Origin of the sequence: Listeria rocourtiae subsp. hofi (genome assembly GCF_963575615.1) — a bacterium.
In the GTDB taxonomy this organism is placed as follows: domain Bacteria; phylum Bacillota; class Bacilli; order Lactobacillales; family Listeriaceae; genus Listeria_A; species Listeria_A hofi.
Genome location: NZ_CAUYTL010000015.1, coordinates 44815 through 63087, shown reverse-complemented (window position 1 = coordinate 63087; position 18273 = coordinate 44815). Strand labels below are relative to the sequence as shown.

Sequence of the window (18273 nt, the reverse complement as noted above, 5' to 3'; positions counted from 1 at the left end):
TTGAACCGCCGTATACCGAACGGTACGTACGGTGGTGTGAGAGGTCGGAGCCTAACGGCTCCTCCTACTCGATTTGATGGCAATCCCGCCATAAAATCCTGTCTTTTCGGTAGTTGGATGAATGTTATCCAATTTATTCTTACTAATTTCTCCATTCGAGTAGCCAACCTCCTCAGACCCAGGTCCATCTGGTGTTTTCTGTGTAGCTCCCCAAAGCACAATACCCGCTTGTGATGGCTTTTCTAAATCTCCCACCCATTTTTTGATATCCTCACTTTGATTCACTCGATTGTCGGTAATGACCACATCGCGAGCAGGGTAGTAATAGGCGGACGAATAATTTTGCCCACCGACGATGATGGCTTGACTGACACCGACTACCGTATTATTAGAAATATGATAGTCCTGAACGGAGTGCCCATCAATCCCTTCGTAAGCGTTATCAAGAACAACATTGTTAGAAATGATCCCTTGATGGCTAACGGGATAGCGAATTTGGTACGTATGCCCAGGGTTATTGACTTGCATTTTGCGCATCGATTGACAGAGACTGTAGTTTTGATTAGGTCTCCTCAGATGACCAATTGTTTTTGTCAAGGTGCGGTCGATGGTCATCTTGTCCACAGAATAGCCGATAATTCCATCATATCCCATATTTATCACGCGCATCGCATGATTGGCATCAGATAAGACTGTACTTCCTTGGATGGTCACATTTTTTGCTAAATCAATCGTGATACCACTGCCAGCCATGTTTTGGATGGTGGTATCTTCGATGATTAAATCGTGCAAGTAGTCGGCATCGCTTGGAGCTGTGGGGATGTCTCCTTCAGTGTAGTGCCCTTTCGCTGTTATGCCATTTTGAATAGAATCTGCAGTATCCTCAGCACTTTTGAGTCCGTCTAACGTGATGCCACTGACGCGACTGTAGCTGGCCATATCAATCATTGCATCGTAATAGTTGACACTGTCTCGTGATTCGATGGGCTCATTCTTAAAACTTTCTTTAACGCGTACTAGTGTCGTCTGGTTCCCTAGTAAGCTTTGCCCTTCTAACAGTTCAATTTTGTTCATTAAGTGCCATTCGCCGCTCGGTAGAGAAATGCTTCCTTTGTGATTGTTTGCATCGAAGGGTTGTTGTGCTAATAAGGAAATTGCATCAGCAATAGCCTGACTGTTATTCGTTATGGTTACCCCTTCACTTCCAGGTGCCAATAAATAATCGGTATGATTAAGTATTTTCCCGTCAGCGTCTTTGATAATTAGTGGTGAACTGGAAGCTAACTTCTTTTTTGATAACTTAGGCGCTTTTAACGTGTTACCAGTGGTTTTATATTGGATAAAGACAACAATCGCCGGATTTTTTTGCTGGTCGACGTATTGCAGTGTACTTTGACCTGGTTGTAACCACCTAACAGCGTTATCTTTGATGAGATTACCGTAGCCTTCGACTACTTGGGGAGAAAGCATTTTCCCTGTTGTATCGTACACTTGGGGAATAGCCATTTGTCGGCCGACTCGGCTCGTGCTACCTTTGATGATTGTTTGCGCAAGCGCTTGAAATGCTTGAGTATGTGTGACAGCTACATCTTCTAATGGTCGAAAATCGGTAATTTGATTACCAGATAGATTTAGCTTCTTTAACTGGGTTAGCTCTGTTAGAGCGTGGATGTTCGTAATTTTATTTTGAGAAAGATCGAGCTCTTTTAGCTGTTTCATGGAAGCCAGTGGCGCAAGGTCTGAAATAAATTGATTTCGTAGCGTCAATGACTCCAATTTTTTTAAGTGCTTGAGGAGAGAAATATCGACAATCCGCCCGCCCTCATTTCCTTCGAATGCTACTGTTTTTAATGCGGTTAAGCGGTTAATGCCTGTGATATCTGAAACAGGAACGTCTCGTGTATCGGCTAGCGTCTGAATATGACTTAATTCTTTTTGTGTTACTTTTTTTGTTAAATCGACTTCGTGCACTGTTTGTTCTGGATAAATGCTTAAGTAAACGGCTTTTGCGAGTGCGCTATCGGGAAAAGCGGTTTGAAATGTTAAGGTCTCTTCGCTTTTTGTAGTTACTGTTTTGGCAAAGGATGGGGTGCTAAAAACACCAAGGGTGATTAGTAAGCTGGCAAGCATACTAATCACAATCATATTTTTTTTCATTCTCATGTTTCCTCCATTGTTTCTTAATTTTTTAATGTTTCCGGAATAATCGTTCTCTGAGCAATTGACATAGATCGCTGCCTATACTTCCTTCTGAGATAGTAGTGTAGGGTGTTTGCTGTTGTTTGTATAGCTAGTGGTTGAATACATGTGAAAAAGATAGCGCTTACAAAAGAGGTCTTTGACCAACCGTCTGTTTTGTTTCTAGGTATTTTCATTTTAGTATTTGCTTGGTGAGGTGAAGCACTCTGTACATATCCAAAAGACGTACCAAAAAGTTTAGCTAGCCGTTTGGCACGTCTTTTCAACTTTTAGAGTTATATAATAAAAGGAGTACTTAAATTAAGGTTTCCGGAATAATCGTCCCCCGAGCAACAGACAGAGACCCCCTGTGACATACAAAATCCAAGGAGAACTATCACCCAGTGGTGCTAACCGCTTGCCGTCTTTTAAAGACAGCTCTTTTGACACTAAATCGGTATCTTCAAAAGGTACGGGTTTAGATGCTTCTTGATTTTCTTTGTTTAAAGGATTGCTTACAGCAGGTGTTATGGTTAGCGTCTGATCGTCTTTATTGGGATCATGACCAGGTTTATCCGTCCCTGTACCAATCTGTATGTTTTTCTGATAGACAAAAGCTACGTTTTGTGGTTTATCGGTGAATGTACCGCTGGCATTTTCTGGGATATTCGTAAGTGTGTAGCCCGAAATTTCTTTTGCATCAGCCTGGTAAGCTTGGTCGATGTCTCCGGTTAAAATCACGTTTTTGTCTAAAGGATTACCATCAACATCTTCGTATGTGACCGTCACGGGTTGACTTTCTGCTAGTTTCTGATATACAAAAGTAATGGTTTGCGGTTTATCGGTGAATGTGCCTGTGGCAATTGCTGACTCACTAATAAGTCTGTAGCCTGCGATTTCCTTTGCCTCGGCACGGTAACGCTCATATTGTTTTCCTGTTAACGTAGTGGCCTCGTCTAATGCCTCTCCATCTGCATCTTCATAGGTTACCGTTACCGGGGAGCCTTCAGGAGCTTCGTGCACCTGTTGTAGAAAGTTTATTTTGATTATCTGATTCTTACCTCCTCCATATTCCCTAAAATCGATTATTCCCGCGCCCTTTGTCCCAGATGTTAGCCAAGTCAGTTGATGTGTGTTGGTGTTATAGGTGGAAACCCCCTTATAACGACCGTCTACTGTAGCAATATATTCTTCATAAGGTAATAAGTGGTTGAGACCATAAGCTTCAATGGTGATTGGTTGGCCAACGTATGCATCTGGTAAGACTACATTACTAATTAGCCACCAATAGCCCTCTGGGTTTTTAAATAACGGTAAATGTTGGATTGGACGAGCATCTGTAAATGTTCCACCCACCTCCAAATAATGTAATTTCTCCAGGTTCTGGAGCGGGGTTAGATCCTGCACCTTATTTGCTCTTAGGTCTAATTTTTCTAAGTTTGTTAATCCTGCTAATGGGCCTACATCTTGTACTTTTGCTAGACTTATGACTAGCTCTTTAAGCTGAGTTAGGTTTTTGAGGGGGGTAAGGTCTTGTACCTCCGTATTGTTAAATGATAATAGTTCTAGTTCAGTTAAATGTTGTAAGGGGGTAAGGTCAGTGAGAAGACTGTGTCCTCCGTTGCTTGCACCTATAATATAAAGATTTTTTAAGTGATGAGGATATTGTAATCCTTCTAGATTGTCAGCAGGTGTTCCATCGGCGTCTGCAAATAAGACAGTCAAACTATCCAATTCCGACTGCGTGACAGGGTCGGTTAAATCGACATCATTAACCCAGATACCTTGAATTTCAGACGCTATACTGCGCCCCAACATTTCGTCTGGGAAAACACTTTCGTACGTACTTCCTTCTGGGATAGTAGCGTAGGGTGCTTGTTCGTTTTGTGACGTTGTGGTGGTCGTTGCTTGTACGCTTGGACTAAAAGCAGCTGGTGGTTTAATTAGCGCAAAAAAGACAACGCTTACAACTAATAAACTCCAACCTATAGTCTGTTTTGTTAATTTCATAAGTTATCCTCATTTCTGGTATTTTCTTGGCGAGGTCAATCATTTTCAAAAGACGTATCGAAAAGCTAGATATCAATTTTGGCATGTCTTTTCAACTTTAGAAATAAGCTCATCCAAGGTTTAATTAGTTACTATAATTTAGCTACTAGTTCCTGCAAAAATTTATAGCAAATTTTTCCCGTGACCTCCTTTAGAGCTAGCATAACAAATTTCTATCAGTGAGTGGAAATGCGTTTTATAAATAGTTATCATTATAAAATTTAATGGCTGTGTAGATTGTGTGTTCTTTTTATCTCTTGTACATTGTGCAACAGTTACTAGCGAAATTCCGAATGGTAAAAAATTGGGATGAAATGAATGTCAATGGTAGGCAGATTAATAAGCGGACATAGTGATGAGGGAAGCAAGGGGTGTTCTTAATTGACTTCGTTTCATTAGAGTGTGAAAATAAGAAGGTAAGTGTTTATCAAATAAGATAAAGAGGTGTTCTCATTGAACAAAATTAATCTTGGTAACAGTGGTTTGCTAGTTCCTGAAATCGCACTTGGTTGTATGCGTATGGCCGATTTATCGAAGGACGAGGCAACGAAAATGATCAACACAGCGATGGATGCGGGGATTAATTTCTTCGACCACGCGGATATTTATGGTGGCGGAAAATCTGAGGAAGTTTTTGCGGATGCGGTTGGAATGAATCCTGCGGTACGTGAAAAAATGATTTTACAGTCGAAATGTGGCATTCGTCCGGGGATGTTCGATTTTTCAAAAGAGCATATTCTGGAGTCTGTAGATGGTATTTTAAAACGTTTGCAAACAGATTATATCGATATTTTGCTACTTCATCGTCCGGATACACTAGTGGAACCAGAGGAAGTAGCAGAAGCATTCACAGTACTTAAAAATAACGGAAAAGTGCGCGAGTTCGGTGTAAGTAACCAGAATCCGATGCAAATCGAGCTTTTGAGCAAGTATGTGGAGCAGAAATTAGTCGCAAATCAGTTACAACTCAGCATTACAAATACTGGCATGATTGACGCTGGTCTCAATGTGAACATGGCCATTGATCGTTCTATAGATCGCGATGGTAGCATCTTAGACTATTGTCGTTTGAAAGATATCACGATTCAAGCTTGGTCACCATTCCAATTCGGCTTTTTTGAAGGTGTTTTCCTAGACAATCCTAAGTTTCCTGAATTGAATAAAGTTATCGATCGTCTTTCCGCTGAAAAAGGCGTGGAGAATACAGCGATTGCAACAGCCTGGATTTTACGTCACCCAGCGAAAATTCAGACTGTGGTAGGCACAATGAATCCAGAGCGTTTGCAAGCGATTAGCAAAGCATCGAATATTACGTTGACACGCCAAGAATGGTATGAGATTTATTTGGCGGCGGGTAATGAGTTGCCTTAAGTATAAGGAAAGGCTATGCGTACGAATCGGCAGTGCGCATAGCCTTTTAACCTTTATTCAAACTATGACGTTTTATAAATCAATTTTCACTGGTAAAACGGCTTTAAATAGTTTATCCATCTGCGACCAATCGGCAGGTGTTGCCATCTGTTGTGACCAGTACATGATAGCCCCTAAATTGGCCGCATAAATATACGTCAAGAGCTCAGCAGGAATGTCATCTGAAAGTGTCAATTTATCCATATTCGCCTCGATGTCTTTCTGAAATTCTGTTAAAAAAAACGAGGCCATCGTCTTGAAAAACGTATCATCATCTTTCTGCTTTTCAAGTACCAACTGCATGTCCATATAAACGGTATCAAACCCAGACTGAAACGGGTGATTAATCCGATTTCTAATATCTAACGCAAAATAGTCTTGAAATTGCTCGTGCAACACATACATTAACAAATCATACTTATCATAAAAATGCTTATAAAAAGTAGTCCGATGAATCAGTGCTTCTTTGCAAATACTGTTCACCGTAACGCTTGCCAACTCCTGTGTTTCAAGCATTGTGAGTAAAGTTTTATAGAGTGCTTTTTTTGTTTTTTGCACACGTAAATCCGAATCGTTCATCTACACATCTCCTAAAGTGTTGCTTAACTATACAGACTAAACAATCTGGTTCTTACATTTCGTCTTGAAATCGTGTAATATACACTGTATGTCTATAAATATATAATAGCGTGAATTGAAGGAGGAAACAATCAATTGGCAAATTTACTTTACAAACTAGGGCAGACCTTTGCTAAACACAAATGGAAAACCATTATTTCCTGGTTTGTCGTTTTAGGGATTATCGTTGCCGTACTAGGCATCAAGGGAATTAATTTTACGGATGATATTAAAATGAGTGGCCTAAAATCACTGGATACATCAAATAAAATTGAGGAAGAATTCAAGCAGGATAGTCAAAAAGGAAGCATCCGAATCGTCTTCAAAAGCAATCAAGAAAAAGGCGTTGTAACACCTGAATCACAAGCCGCGATTACACAAGTTTTAGCAGAAATTAAGAAAAATGATGATACAATTGAAAGTATCGCGAACCCGTATGAAGCGAAAACAATTAGCCCAGATATGACGACTGCTTTTGCGGATATTAGTTATAACGTCAATGCAATGGCTGTAACAGAAAAATCCATCGATAAAGTCAAAGATGCACTAAAGGGTATGGATGATAAAGATCTTCAAACGGAATTAACAGGTAATGTTATGATTACACCAATGGATATCGGTGGTTCATCAGAAGCGATCGGTATTGTTGTAGCACTAGTTATCTTGATTATCGCGTTTGGCTCCGTCATCGCAGCTGGGTTACCAATAATCACTGCGATTCTAAGTCTAGGAACAAGTATTGGCATTATCGCAATTATTTCAAGCTATTTCGAAATGCCAAATGTTACGCTCACACTTGCCGTCATGATTGGCCTGGCTGTTGCCATCGATTACGCGTTATTTATCCTATTTAAATACCGCCAAATCATCCGCACCGAGAAAGACCATCTAAAAGCAGTTGGACTAGCGACAGGAACGGCAGGTAGTGCGGTAATTTTTGCTGGAATCACTGTAATTATCGCGGTATGTGGTCTGTCACTTGTTGGCATCGAATTTCTGACAGTTATGGGGCTGGCATCCGCACTAAGCGTCCTTTTCGCTGTGCTTTCCGCGCTAATTCTAATCCCAGCTTTCATCGGGGTTTTCCATAATAAAATCAGGCCACAAAAAGAAAAAACAGCTAAAAAAGCTGACAACATCTGGACAAAATTCGTCGTTGGAAAACCGCTTATTGCATTTTTACTTGCAGTTATCGTACTCGGGGGACTTAGCATCCCGTTCGGTTCGATGGAACTAGGTATTCCAGATAACGGCTCAAAACCGAAAGATTCCACGGAGAAGAAAGCATACGATATTTTATCCGACAAATTTGGCGAAGGTATTAATGGACCATTAGTTATTTTAGCGGATACGAAGGATAAAGGTAGCGCGGCGCATTTAACCGAAGTTACCAAACATATCACCGGCATGAAAAACGTTGCAATCGTAACGCCACCAATGCCGAATCAGAATGGCGATTACGCGCTTATTTCCGTTATTCCAAAAACTGGACCGACAGACAATAAAACAACGCAACTCGTTCACGACCTTAGAAGTTACGCCAAAACAGCGGATAGCAAATACGGAATCAGCATGGAAGTAACTGGTCAAAGCGCGATTAATATCGACATGTCGCAAAAGCTTAATGACGCGATTCCAGTTTTCGCAAGCGTCATCGTTGTGCTTGCTTTCATTCTATTAACAGTTGTGTTCCGCTCATTACTGATTCCACTAACAGCCGTACTTGGCTTCGTGCTTTCACTAACAGCGACACTTGGCTTCACGACGATGGTTATGCAAGACGGCGTATTTAATGAACTATTCGGTATCAGCACCACAGGCCCAGTTCTTGCCTTCCTGCCAGTGATCACAATCGGAATTCTTTTCGGGCTTGCGATGGATTACGAGGTATTCCTGATGTCCCGCGTACACGAAGAATATACGCTAACAAAAGACAATACCCATTCCATCAAAACCGGCTTAAAAGAAAGCGGACCAGTTATCATTGCAGCAGCTCTGATCATGTTCTCTGTTTTCATCAGTTTCGTTTTCGCGCCAGACCCAATGATTAAATCAATCGGGATTGCGCTAGGCTTCGGTGTATTATTCGATGCATTTATCGTGCGTCTAACAATCATCCCAGCCCTCACAAAACTATTCGGAAAAGGTTCATGGTACATGCCGAAATGGTTGGACAAAGTGCTGCCGTCGATGGATATTGAAGGGCATCATTTGAAGGATAGGAAGTAAGATGTATGTAGATAAAAGTGCGCTGATGTGATTTGGCGTGCTTTTTTCTATATAGCCAGTATATTCGGTAGAAATTCTATTATTTCACAACCAAACAAACATTGTTACATTTTCGCTTCATAGTAACATTCAAAACCCGATTTATGGTATGATTAAAGTATGCTTATCTTCGTACAAAAATGAGGATGAAATCTTAAGGGATGCTTGGAATTTTTAAATTTACGAGGGAAATTACATAACAAAGGACACCTAATTTCGATGCTAATCTAAGAAAGCAAGGGGGCTTATTGCTGATGTCAGGCTTTTTTCAGAAGAGAATGCTGAAATATCCATTGTATGGGCTAATAGCAGTCGTACTTGTCCTGACGGTTGTCACTTTTTATTATAAGTGGTGGTTGGCAGTACTTTTATTTGTTGCTGTTACATCGCTCATTATAACGCTGTTTTTTATGGAGAATCGGCTGAATAAAGAGGTTCAGGAGTATATTTCGAACTTATCGTATCGAATTAAGCGCAGTGAGGGTGAGGCGCTTGTTGAGATGCCGATGGGGATTTTACTATATGATGAGAATTATAATGTAGAATGGTTCAATCCGTTTATGGCGAAATATTTCGGGCAGGATGATGATATTTTAGGTTTGTCGCTCGCGGATGTTGGACCGGAATTTTTAGCGGTAATTCGTGGGGAAGATGATCAAGGAATCCAGTCGATTGCGTGGCGCAAGCACCGTTTTGACACGATTGTGAAGCGGAAGGAACGCATTATTTATTTGTATGACCGGACGGAATATTATGATTTGAACACGCGATATCAGGCGGATAAATCTGTTTTTGGAATTATTTTTCTGGATAATTATGATGAGTGGACACAAGGCATGGACGATCGCCGTCGCAGTGCGTTGAATAATTTGGTAACGTCGATGTTGACGAACTGGGCGAAGGAGCACCGGCTTTATTTGAAGCGGATTTCTTCGGATCGATTTATTGCTTTTTTGACGGAGGCGCAGTTGGAGCGATTGGAAGAGGAGAAATTCCAGATTCTTGACCGGATTCGTGAGCGGACGTCGAAGCAGAATATCCCGCTAACGCTCAGTGTAGGGATAGGTTACAAAGAGGATGATTTGATTAATCTCGCGGATCTCGCGCAGTCGGGGCTTGATTTGGCGCTCGGTCGTGGTGGTGATCAGGTCGTGATTAAGCAACCTGAGGGCCAAGTTCGTTTTTATGGTGGAAAGACGAATCCGATGGAAAAAAGGACGCGAGTTCGGGCGCGGGTTATCTCGCAAGCGTTGCAGGAACTTATTACACAGAGTGATCAAGTTTTTGTAATGGGGCATCGTTATCCAGATATGGACGTTGTGGGTTCAAGCCTGGGTGTGATGAAGATTGCAGAGATGAACGAGCGGCAAGGTTATGTCGTTGTCGAACCAGGAAAAATGAGTCCGGATGTACAGCGCTTAATGCGTAAAATCGAGAAATATCCAGACGTGATTCGCAACATTATCACACCACAAACCGCGCTTGATACAATAACCGATAAGAGCTTACTTGTCATCGTCGATACGCATAAGCCATCGATGGTTATCAATCGTGAATTGTTGGAAACCGCGGCGCATGTAGTGGTTGTGGATCACCATCGCCGTTCAGAAGAGTTTGTGGAGAACCCAGTGCTCGTGTACATTGAGCCGTATGCTTCTTCAACCGCAGAATTAGTCACAGAGCTTTTTGAGTACCAACCAGCCACCGAAAAAGTTGGAAAAATTGAAGCAACGGCGCTTCTTTCAGGGATTGTGGTTGATACAAAAAACTTTACGCTGCGTACGGGTTCCCGTACTTTTGATGCGGCAAGTTATTTGCGCTCACTTGGTGCAGATACGGTTCTTGTACAGCAATTTTTGAAAGAAGATATTGAAACGTTTAGGCAGCGTAGTCGTTTAGTCGAGTCGCTTGAAGTTTACCATGACGGGATGGCGATTGCGACAGGGCGTGAAGATGAAACTTTTGATACGGTCATTGCAGCACAAGCGGCGGATACGATGCTTTCGATGGAGAGTGTTCAAGCCTCGTTTGTTATCACGCTACGACCTGATAAAATGATTGGAATTAGCGCGCGTTCACTCGGCGAAATAAATGTCCAAGTAATTATGGAAAAACTGGGCGGCGGCGGACATTTGTCCAATGCAGCAACTCAGATAAAAAATAGTACAGTTTTAGAAGCAAAAAAACAACTTTTAGAAGCCATCGATGCTTATTGGAAGGGAGAAAACTAAGATGAAAGTTATATTTTTAAAAGATGTAAAAGGTACAGCTAAAAAAGGTGAAATTAAAGAGGTTGCAGAAGGCTACGCGCAAAATTTTCTTATCAAAAAAGGGCTAGCAACACCGGCAACGAGTAGCAGTATTAGCGCCCTTGAAGGCCAAAAAAAGAAAACTGAAAAAGAAGCAGCACAAGAACTAGCAGACGCTAAAGCATTGAAAGAAAACGTTGAGAAACTAACAATTGAACTAAAAACAAAATCAGGCGAAGGCGGCAGACTTTTCGGATCCATCACGTCGAAACAAATCGCTCAAGCCTTAGAAAAAGACCATAAAATCAAAGTCGACAAACGCAAAATCGACCTTCCAGAAGCCATCCGCGCACTAGGACACACAAAAGTCCCTGTGAAGTTACACCATGAAGTTGTTGCGACTTTGGATGTCCACGTAACCGAAGAATAAAGAAAAATCGGTTTTTCACGATGGAGAGTTCGAAACGAGCGGGCTCTTGTCGTCGCCCGCGTGAGAGAGGAGATTTTAATGGTGGATAACCTTCAAGACAGAACACCACCTCAAAATGTTGAGGCCGAGCAGGCAGTTTTGGGTGCGATTTTTCTGCAACCAGAAGCCTTGATTACAGCCTCAGAAATTTTAATGCCGGATGATTTTTATCGTCAGGCGCATCAACTAATTTTTCAATCCATGTTGGAACTTAGTGACCAAGGAAAAGCTGTCGATGTCGTGACTATTTATGAAGCATTGGCATCCACGGGCAAAATTGAAGATGTTGGTGGATTGCCATATTTGACCGAGCTTTCAGGCGCAGTTCCGACTGCAGCCAACTTGGAATATTACGCCCATATTGTAGAAGATAAAGCCTTGCTTCGGAGGCTGATTCGCACGGCAACACAAATCGCGACGGACAGTTATGCGCGCGAGGATGAAGTTGAAACACTCATGGATGAGGCGGAAAAAAATATTTTAGAAGTTTCCTCACGCAAAAACGTCGGAGCTTTTAAAAATATTAAAGATGTTCTCGTCAAAACATACGATGATATTGAGATTCTCCATAATCGAAAAGGTGATATTACTGGGATTCCAAGCGGATTTAGCGCGTTAGATCATATGACTGCGGGCTTTCAGCGTAATGATTTGATTATCGTTGCGGCTCGTCCTTCCGTGGGTAAAACTGCCTTTGCACTAAATATTGCCCAAAACGTTGCGACTAAAACCGATGAAAATGTCGCGATTTTTAGTCTCGAAATGGGAGCGGAACAGCTTGTGATGCGGATGCTCTGCGCAGAGGGCAATATCAATGCTCAGAATTTGAGGACAGGATCACTGACCGCTGATGATTGGCAGAAGCTGACTATCGCGATGGGAACGTTGTCTAATTCAGGTATTTATATTGATGATTCACCGGGTGTGCGCGTCAATGAAATCCGTTCAAAATGCCGACGTTTGCAACAAGAAGCTGGACTTGGGATGATTGTGATTGATTACTTGCAATTAATTTCTGGAAGCGGTCGTAACGGTGGCGAAAATAGGCAACAAGAGGTTTCCGAAATTTCACGTTCTCTTAAAGCGTTGGCACGGGAGTTAAAAATCCCAGTTATCGCATTATCGCAGTTATCTCGTAGTGTGGAGTCACGACAAGATAAGCGCCCAATGATGTCAGATATTCGTGAATCTGGTTCGATCGAGCAAGATGCGGATATCGTTGCGTTCTTGTATCGCGATGATTATTATGATCATGAAAGCGAGAATGACGGAACGATTGAGATTATCATTGCGAAACAGCGTAATGGACCAGTTGGAACCGTGCAATTGGCGTTTGTAAAAGAATACAATAAATTCGTAAATCTCGAAGTTAGGTATGATGATGCACAAGTTCCGTATGGAGCCTAGATGATAAAAAGTAGTTGCAGTAACCAATTTGGTTGTTGCAACTACTTTTTTATTCTGTAAATCGAAGTTGGGATAAAACTCATTTTCATGTAAAATAAGCAAGGTATCACGAATCCTTTTTTTCGAGTAGGATGTGAATCTTGCTTGATACAAACGCTTGTCGCCGACATATTTGGGCTATGTTCCCAGTCACATTGTGTTTTAAACGGTGTATGTCATCGTATAGTCGTCCATGATGAAGCCACTACCGACATCGGTTATAAGCGCTTTTTCGACAGTAAAACCCATCTTTTTGTAGGCTGCGATGGAGTTTGTGTTGTACTTATTTACGAAAAGTCGAATGCTTGGCAAATTATTATTTTGTGCGAATTGGGTGATTTCTGCGAAGAGCTTTTTGCCAATTCCTTGTTTATGATAGGTAGGGTTGATGTATAGTTTGCTTAGGAATAGTTCAGCATTTTTCTGATAGAATGCGGCGTAACCAACAAATGTGGCTGATTTATAGGCCATTAAGTAGGTTGTGCCGTTTTCCATTTCGCTATGTATTGTATCAGCGGATTGGAATTTGTTTAGCATGTAATCGATTTGTTCCTTGGTAATGATGGAGGGATAGTGCTCGTGCCAGATATAGTGCGCAAGTTCGGAAATATGTTGGCTATCTTCTTTTGATTTTGCGATTTTGATATGCATGGTAAAACTCCTTTATTTTAAGTATGCAGTAATAGTAGCATAATGATGTTTTAATGGGAAGTAAGGCGAGTTGTAAAGGTAGACAAAACACATAAAAATAGACTTATCATAGAAGTTACGCGCGTGTCATTGATTTTCAAAATTAGGGCAGATATACTGAAAATGAAAACGAATACAAAAATGGCTGGAAAACTGTTTTGGGATTGGTGAGAGGGGCGAAATTTAGATGAAGAAAACAGCGTACATAATTTCACATTCGCATTGGGATCGGGAGTGGTTTTTGCCGCTTGAGACATTGCGTTATCGGTTGGTAACGTTGCTGGACGAGACGGCGGATTTGTTGGAGAATAAAGACGGATTTGATTATTTTCATTTGGATGGGCAGACGATTATGCTGGAGGATTACTTGTCGGTAAAATCTGGTGAGAGGGCGCGGATGGAGCGCTTGGTCCGAGATGGGAAATTGCGGGTGGGTCCTTGGTATATGTTGCAAGACGCATTTTTAACGAGCAGTGAATCGAATGTACGAAATTTGCTTTATGGCATGCAGGATGCGCAAGAATTTGGAGCGGTGGAGCGAATCGGTTATTTTCCGGACACATTTGGGATATATGGTCAGGCACCGCAACTCGTGAAGCAGGCTGGAATGGATTCGGTGATTTTTGGGCGCGGTGTGAAGCCAACAGGGTTCAATAATCAGGTTTTTGAGGGCGGTTATACGTCGCCATTTTCGGAAATGTACTGGGAGGCGCCTGACGGGACAAGGGTTTTGGGTGTTTTGCTGGCCAATTGGTATTCGAACGGGAATGAGATTCCGGTGGAGCGCGCGGCGGCAAAGGCTTTTTGGGATAAAAAACTCTCGGATGTTAGCGCCTATGCGTCGACGGGAGCGTTGTTGTTTTTGAATGGATGTGACCATCAGCCTGTGCAGGTGGATTTACCCGAGGCGCTGGATGTGGCGCGGGAGCTCTATCCAGACATGGTTTTTAAGCATAGTAATTTTTCTGAGTATGTTTCGGAATTGCGGAAGTTGTTGCCGGGTGATGAGTTGCAAGTGATTGAGGGTGAGCTTACGAATCAGCGGACGGATGGCTGGTCGACACTTGTGAATACGGCCTCGTCGCGGATATATTTGAAGCAGGCGAATCAGCGGGTCCAGCAGTTGCTGGAGAAACTTGTGGAGCCGATTGCGGTGATGGCAACTCGGATTGGGAAGGTTGCGTACCCGGAGGAGTATTTGAAGTTTGCGTGGAAGTTGCTGATGGAAAATCAGATCCATGATAGCATTACAGGTTGTAGTGTTGATGCGGTGCACTGGGAGATGGAGACGCGGTTTATGAAGGCGGAGCAAGCGGCGCGCGCGATTTTGGACGATAAGGTGACGAGGATTGTACGGCAAATGGATACGGTGGCAAAATTTGATGGCGGCGCGGAGTCGGTACCGGTTGTGGTGTTTCATACATCGGGTTACGCGGCTACGAGGGTCGTGACGGTGGATGTGGAGTTGGCGCGGACGTACTTTGCGGAGATGCCATTTGAGGAGATTCCAGCGTATTTGAACGGGTTGCCAAGTGTGCGATTGGAGATTCGAGATGAAAATGGTAATTTGGTGGATGCGGACGTTACGGAACTTGGGATGCAGTTTGATTATGAGTTACCGGATCGTGCATTTCGGAAGCCTTATTTTGCGCGGCGATACCAGGTGAGTTTTGTAGCGGAGGACTTGCCGAGGATGGGCTTTGCAACTTATTTTGCGGTACCTGTGGCTGGTGAAAATGAGGTTGTGCGGATTGAAAATGACGCGAATCGATTGGAAAATCGGTTTTTGCAGGTAAATATTGCGGAAAACGGTTCGTATTCTGTGAGTTGTAAGGAGTCAGGGCAAACTTTTGCTGGGCTGGGAACGTATGTGGATCAAGGCGATATTGGGAATGAGTATATGTTTAAGGAGGCTGGCGACAGGAAGCGGATATCAACGGATAATTTGGTTGCTGAGCTCGCGGTTTTGGAGAGTTCGAGGGTTCGTAAAGTCGTGGAGATCAGGCACCGGATGATGTTGCCGGAGAGTGCTAATACGGAAGCTTTTGCAGATGAAAAGGCGCGTGTTGTTTGGCATCCTGAGCGAGTGTCGCCAAGGTCGGAGCAATTTCGGGAATTTGTCGTGCGAACACGATTGACGCTTGATTCTGGTTCGAAGGCGCTAAAGGTAGATGTGCGGATGGATAACCAAGTAGCGGATCATCGTTTGCGGGCGATTTTTCCGACTGGAACGGCGCGCGCGACGCATTTTGCGGATAGTGTTTTTGAAATTGTGGAGCGGCCTAATCGGGTGAGTGAGGAGTGGCAAAATCCGAGCAATGATCAGCGACAACAAGCCTTTGTGGCATTGGCGGGCTTGATGGTTGTAAATCGCGGTTTGCCAGAGTATGAGGTGAGCGCGGATGGTTCGGAGATTCGTTTGACGTTGCTTCGTGCGAATTCGGAAATGGGTGATTGGGGCAACTTCCCAGCTCCAGAGGCGCAGTCATTTGGTGAACAAGTGGCAGAATTTTATGTTATGCCGTATGTGGAAGAGACGCTTCGGACGGAGGCAGCGAAACGGGCGTATGAGTATCAGCTGGAACCGTTTGCTGTTCAGGCGGATGGGCAACATGATGGGGAGATTTTGAGTCGCATGGAATTCGCGATGTGGGAAGATGCCCCAGGTTTGATTTTCTCTAGCTGGAAAAGAGCGGCGAGTCGGGATGCAGAAATTTTACGTTTTTATAGTGTAAGTGAGAGGATGCAGGAGTTGGTTTTACTTAGTAGCATGCGAAAAACGACAATTTTGGAAGAGGCTAGTCCAGATGATGGGTTAGCAACGAATTGGCAGGTTGCGCCGAGCGAAATTATTACGTGGAGAAAAGAGGATGAGAAATGACAACGAAAAATGTGCCGAAAAGCTTTCAGAGAATGATTGATCGGGTTGCGGAAGTGTTTCCAGAGCACCTGAAATTGCAGGAGATGTTTCAGCAATGTTTTTTAAATACGTATACGACAACGCTTATTGAGACGAAGGAAGGCTTACCGTTTGTGATTACTGGTGACATTCCAGCGATGTGGTTGCGGGATTCAACGAGCCAGATTCGGCCATACTTGATGGTTGCAGAGGAAGATCCGGAGATAGCGGCAGTGATTGCGGGTCTTGTGAAGCAACAGATGCGTTTTGTGCAATTGGATCCTTATGCGAATGCCTTTAATCAAGAAGCGAACGGAAAGGGTTTTCAAGCGGATAAGACGGAAATGTCGCCACATGTTTGGGAGCGGAAATACGAGGTTGATTCACTTTGTTATCCGATTCAATTGGGGTATTTGTTATGGCAGAGTACGGGAAGTTTGGTACATTTTGACACGGATTTTCGGCAAGGTGTAGCAGCGATTCTAGATGTTTGGAAAACAGAGCAGTATCACGAAACGAAGTCGCCGTATTCGTTTGAACGTGAGGATGTGCGCCAGTCGGATACGTTGAATCGTGACGGCAAAGGTACAGAGGTTGCTTATACTGGAATGACGTGGAGTGGCTTCCGGCCTAGTGATGACGCATGTCTTTACGGTTATCTTGTGCCGAGCAATATGTTCGCAGTTGTCGCGCTCGGATATCTTGAAGAAATAAACGCTGCATGTTGGCGTGATGCGAATTTAACTGCAGAAATTGTATTGCTAAAATCAGAAATTGAGCAGGGAATTCAAAATTTTGCGGTGCAAGAGCATCCCTATTACGGTGAAATGTACGCCTACGAAGTCGATGGAACTGGACGCAAAAATTTTATGGATGATGCCAATGTGCCGAGCCTGCTAGCTGCGCCGTACCTGGGTTTTGGCGATTTCACTGATCCAAAATATCTTGCAACACGGGATTTCATTTTGAGTCGGGAAAATCCATTTTATGTAGAGGGCAGTCAGTTGACAGGAATCGGTAGTCCGCATACGCCGGATCATTACGTATGGCCAATCGCGCTTAGTGTGCAAGGGATGACCGCGACCAGTTTATCAGAAAAATTAGCGATTCTCGAAATGCTTACGACAACAGATGGCGACACTGGCTTCATGCATGAAGGCGTCAATGCTAGCAATCATAACGAATATACGCGTGAATGGTTTGCTTGGTCGAACGCGATGTTCAGTGAGTTTGTGCTAAGCCTTTGCGGTATATGTGTGAAAGGCTCCCCGCTAGCCAAAAATATAAAATAGAGTAGCGAAGAGTGCGCCGAATTTGGCTCGCTCTTTCGTGCTAGGAGATGGTATACATGGAAAAAGTAGAAAAAATGGATAAATTCTTTGTTGCTAGTCAATGGTTAATTCGCTTCGTTTGGGCAAACCTAATTTGGATGTTCTTAACTATTATCGGTCTCGGTGTTTTCGGATTTATGCCAGCAACCGCAGCTCTTTTCACGGTAACGCGAAAGTGGTCACAAAAAGAAATTGATATCGCGATTTGGCCGACAGCTTGGAATTCTTATAAAAAAGCGTTTCTAGAAACTAACATAGCAGGCTTATGTTTCGCAGCGATTCTAGGATTCTTATACATTGATCTTCGCATCGTTTTTGCAACAATGAATGGCTTAGCGTCAAGTTTGCTCTACTTCTTTCTATTCTTCTTGTTTGGTATGACAATACTCGCACTCGTCAACTATTTTTCTGTGTACGCGCATTTTATTTATCCGCTAAGAGGCTACATCATTCAGTCTTTTTTGCTCGCTTTCACAAGCTGGAAAACATCACTGCTCCTCATTGCAGGCTTTGGAATTGCAGCGTATTTGATTGCCCAAGTCCCAGCGCTAATTCTTTTTATTTCTGGAGTTTTGCCAGCATATTGGGTGATGAAAGTGAACCTCATTCGGTTTCAGAAAATGCAAGCAAAAATGACAACCCAATCTGCGCAAGATGTGGCATAAT

General features: G+C 43.0%; 12 protein-coding genes. 8 read left to right on the top strand and 4 right to left on the bottom strand.

Translation table 11 applies throughout. The annotated features are described in order from the left end of the window. Positions 1-51: 51 nt before the first annotated feature. On the bottom strand, positions 52-2157 hold the full coding sequence (locus R8925_RS08355; RefSeq protein ID WP_430535434.1) for a leucine-rich repeat domain-containing protein: 2106 nt from the start codon (positions 2155-2157) through the stop codon (positions 52-54). A gap of 342 nt (positions 2158-2499) precedes the next feature. Further along, entirely contained in the window at positions 2500-4188 is a 1689-nt protein-coding gene (locus R8925_RS08350) for a MucBP domain-containing protein (protein ID WP_430535433.1), read from the bottom strand. Positions 4189-4680: 492 nt separating this feature from the next. Between R8925_RS08350 and R8925_RS08345 the strand changes: the two genes are divergently transcribed. Further along, positions 4681-5598, top strand: coding sequence for an aldo/keto reductase (locus tag R8925_RS08345; RefSeq protein WP_430535432.1), 918 nt, complete (start codon positions 4681-4683; stop codon positions 5596-5598). A 72-nt stretch (positions 5599-5670) separates the two neighbouring features. Here R8925_RS08345 and R8925_RS08340 read toward each other — a convergent pair whose 3' ends face one another. Continuing rightward, positions 5671-6216, bottom strand: coding sequence for a TetR/AcrR family transcriptional regulator (locus R8925_RS08340; RefSeq protein WP_430535431.1), 546 nt, complete (start codon positions 6214-6216; stop codon positions 5671-5673). A gap of 135 nt (positions 6217-6351) precedes the next feature. Here R8925_RS08340 and R8925_RS08335 point away from each other — a divergent pair, with 135 nt between their 5' ends. The 4 genes from R8925_RS08335 (at position 6352) to dnaB (ending at position 12648) form a co-directional block, all read left to right on the top strand. Further along, positions 6352-8484: an MMPL family transporter gene (locus tag R8925_RS08335; protein WP_430535430.1), complete on the top strand. Its 2133-nt coding sequence runs from the start codon at positions 6352-6354 to the stop codon at positions 8482-8484. Positions 8485-8777: 293 nt separating this feature from the next. Beyond that, the gene (locus R8925_RS08330) at positions 8778-10754 is read left to right on the top strand and encodes a DHH family phosphoesterase (protein ID WP_430535429.1); all 1977 of its coding nucleotides are present in this window, start codon (positions 8778-8780) and stop codon (positions 10752-10754) included. A 1-nt stretch (position 10755) separates the two neighbouring features. Next, complete coding sequence (gene rplI, locus R8925_RS08325; RefSeq protein ID WP_430535428.1) at positions 10756-11202, top strand: 50S ribosomal protein L9; 447 nt, start codon at positions 10756-10758, stop codon at positions 11200-11202. Positions 11203-11280: 78 nt separating this feature from the next. Further along, on the top strand, positions 11281-12648 hold the full coding sequence (dnaB, locus tag R8925_RS08320) for a replicative DNA helicase (protein WP_430535427.1): 1368 nt from the start codon (positions 11281-11283) through the stop codon (positions 12646-12648). 201 nt (positions 12649-12849) lie between these two features. Here the strand turns inward: dnaB and R8925_RS08315 are convergent, their stop codons facing one another. Further along, a complete protein-coding gene (locus R8925_RS08315; protein WP_430535426.1) occupies positions 12850-13338 on the bottom strand; it encodes a GNAT family N-acetyltransferase in 489 nt (162 codons plus the stop codon). A gap of 226 nt (positions 13339-13564) precedes the next feature. On the opposite strand from R8925_RS08315, the gene R8925_RS08310 reads away from it, so the two are divergent. From R8925_RS08310 to R8925_RS08300, 3 genes are read left to right on the top strand one after another with little or no spacing between them, the layout of a single operon-like run. Further along, positions 13565-16258: an alpha-mannosidase gene (locus R8925_RS08310; RefSeq protein WP_430535425.1), complete on the top strand. Its 2694-nt coding sequence runs from the start codon at positions 13565-13567 to the stop codon at positions 16256-16258. Continuing rightward, entirely contained in the window at positions 16255-17568 is a 1314-nt protein-coding gene (locus R8925_RS08305) for a glycoside hydrolase family 125 protein (RefSeq protein WP_430535424.1), read from the top strand. The genes R8925_RS08310 and R8925_RS08305 overlap by 4 nt, the downstream gene beginning before the upstream one ends. A gap of 56 nt (positions 17569-17624) precedes the next feature. Further along, positions 17625-18272 (top strand): YesL family protein, encoded by a 648-nt coding sequence (locus tag R8925_RS08300; RefSeq protein ID WP_430535423.1) that lies wholly within the window; start codon positions 17625-17627, stop codon positions 18270-18272. Position 18273: the final 1 nt, after the last annotated feature.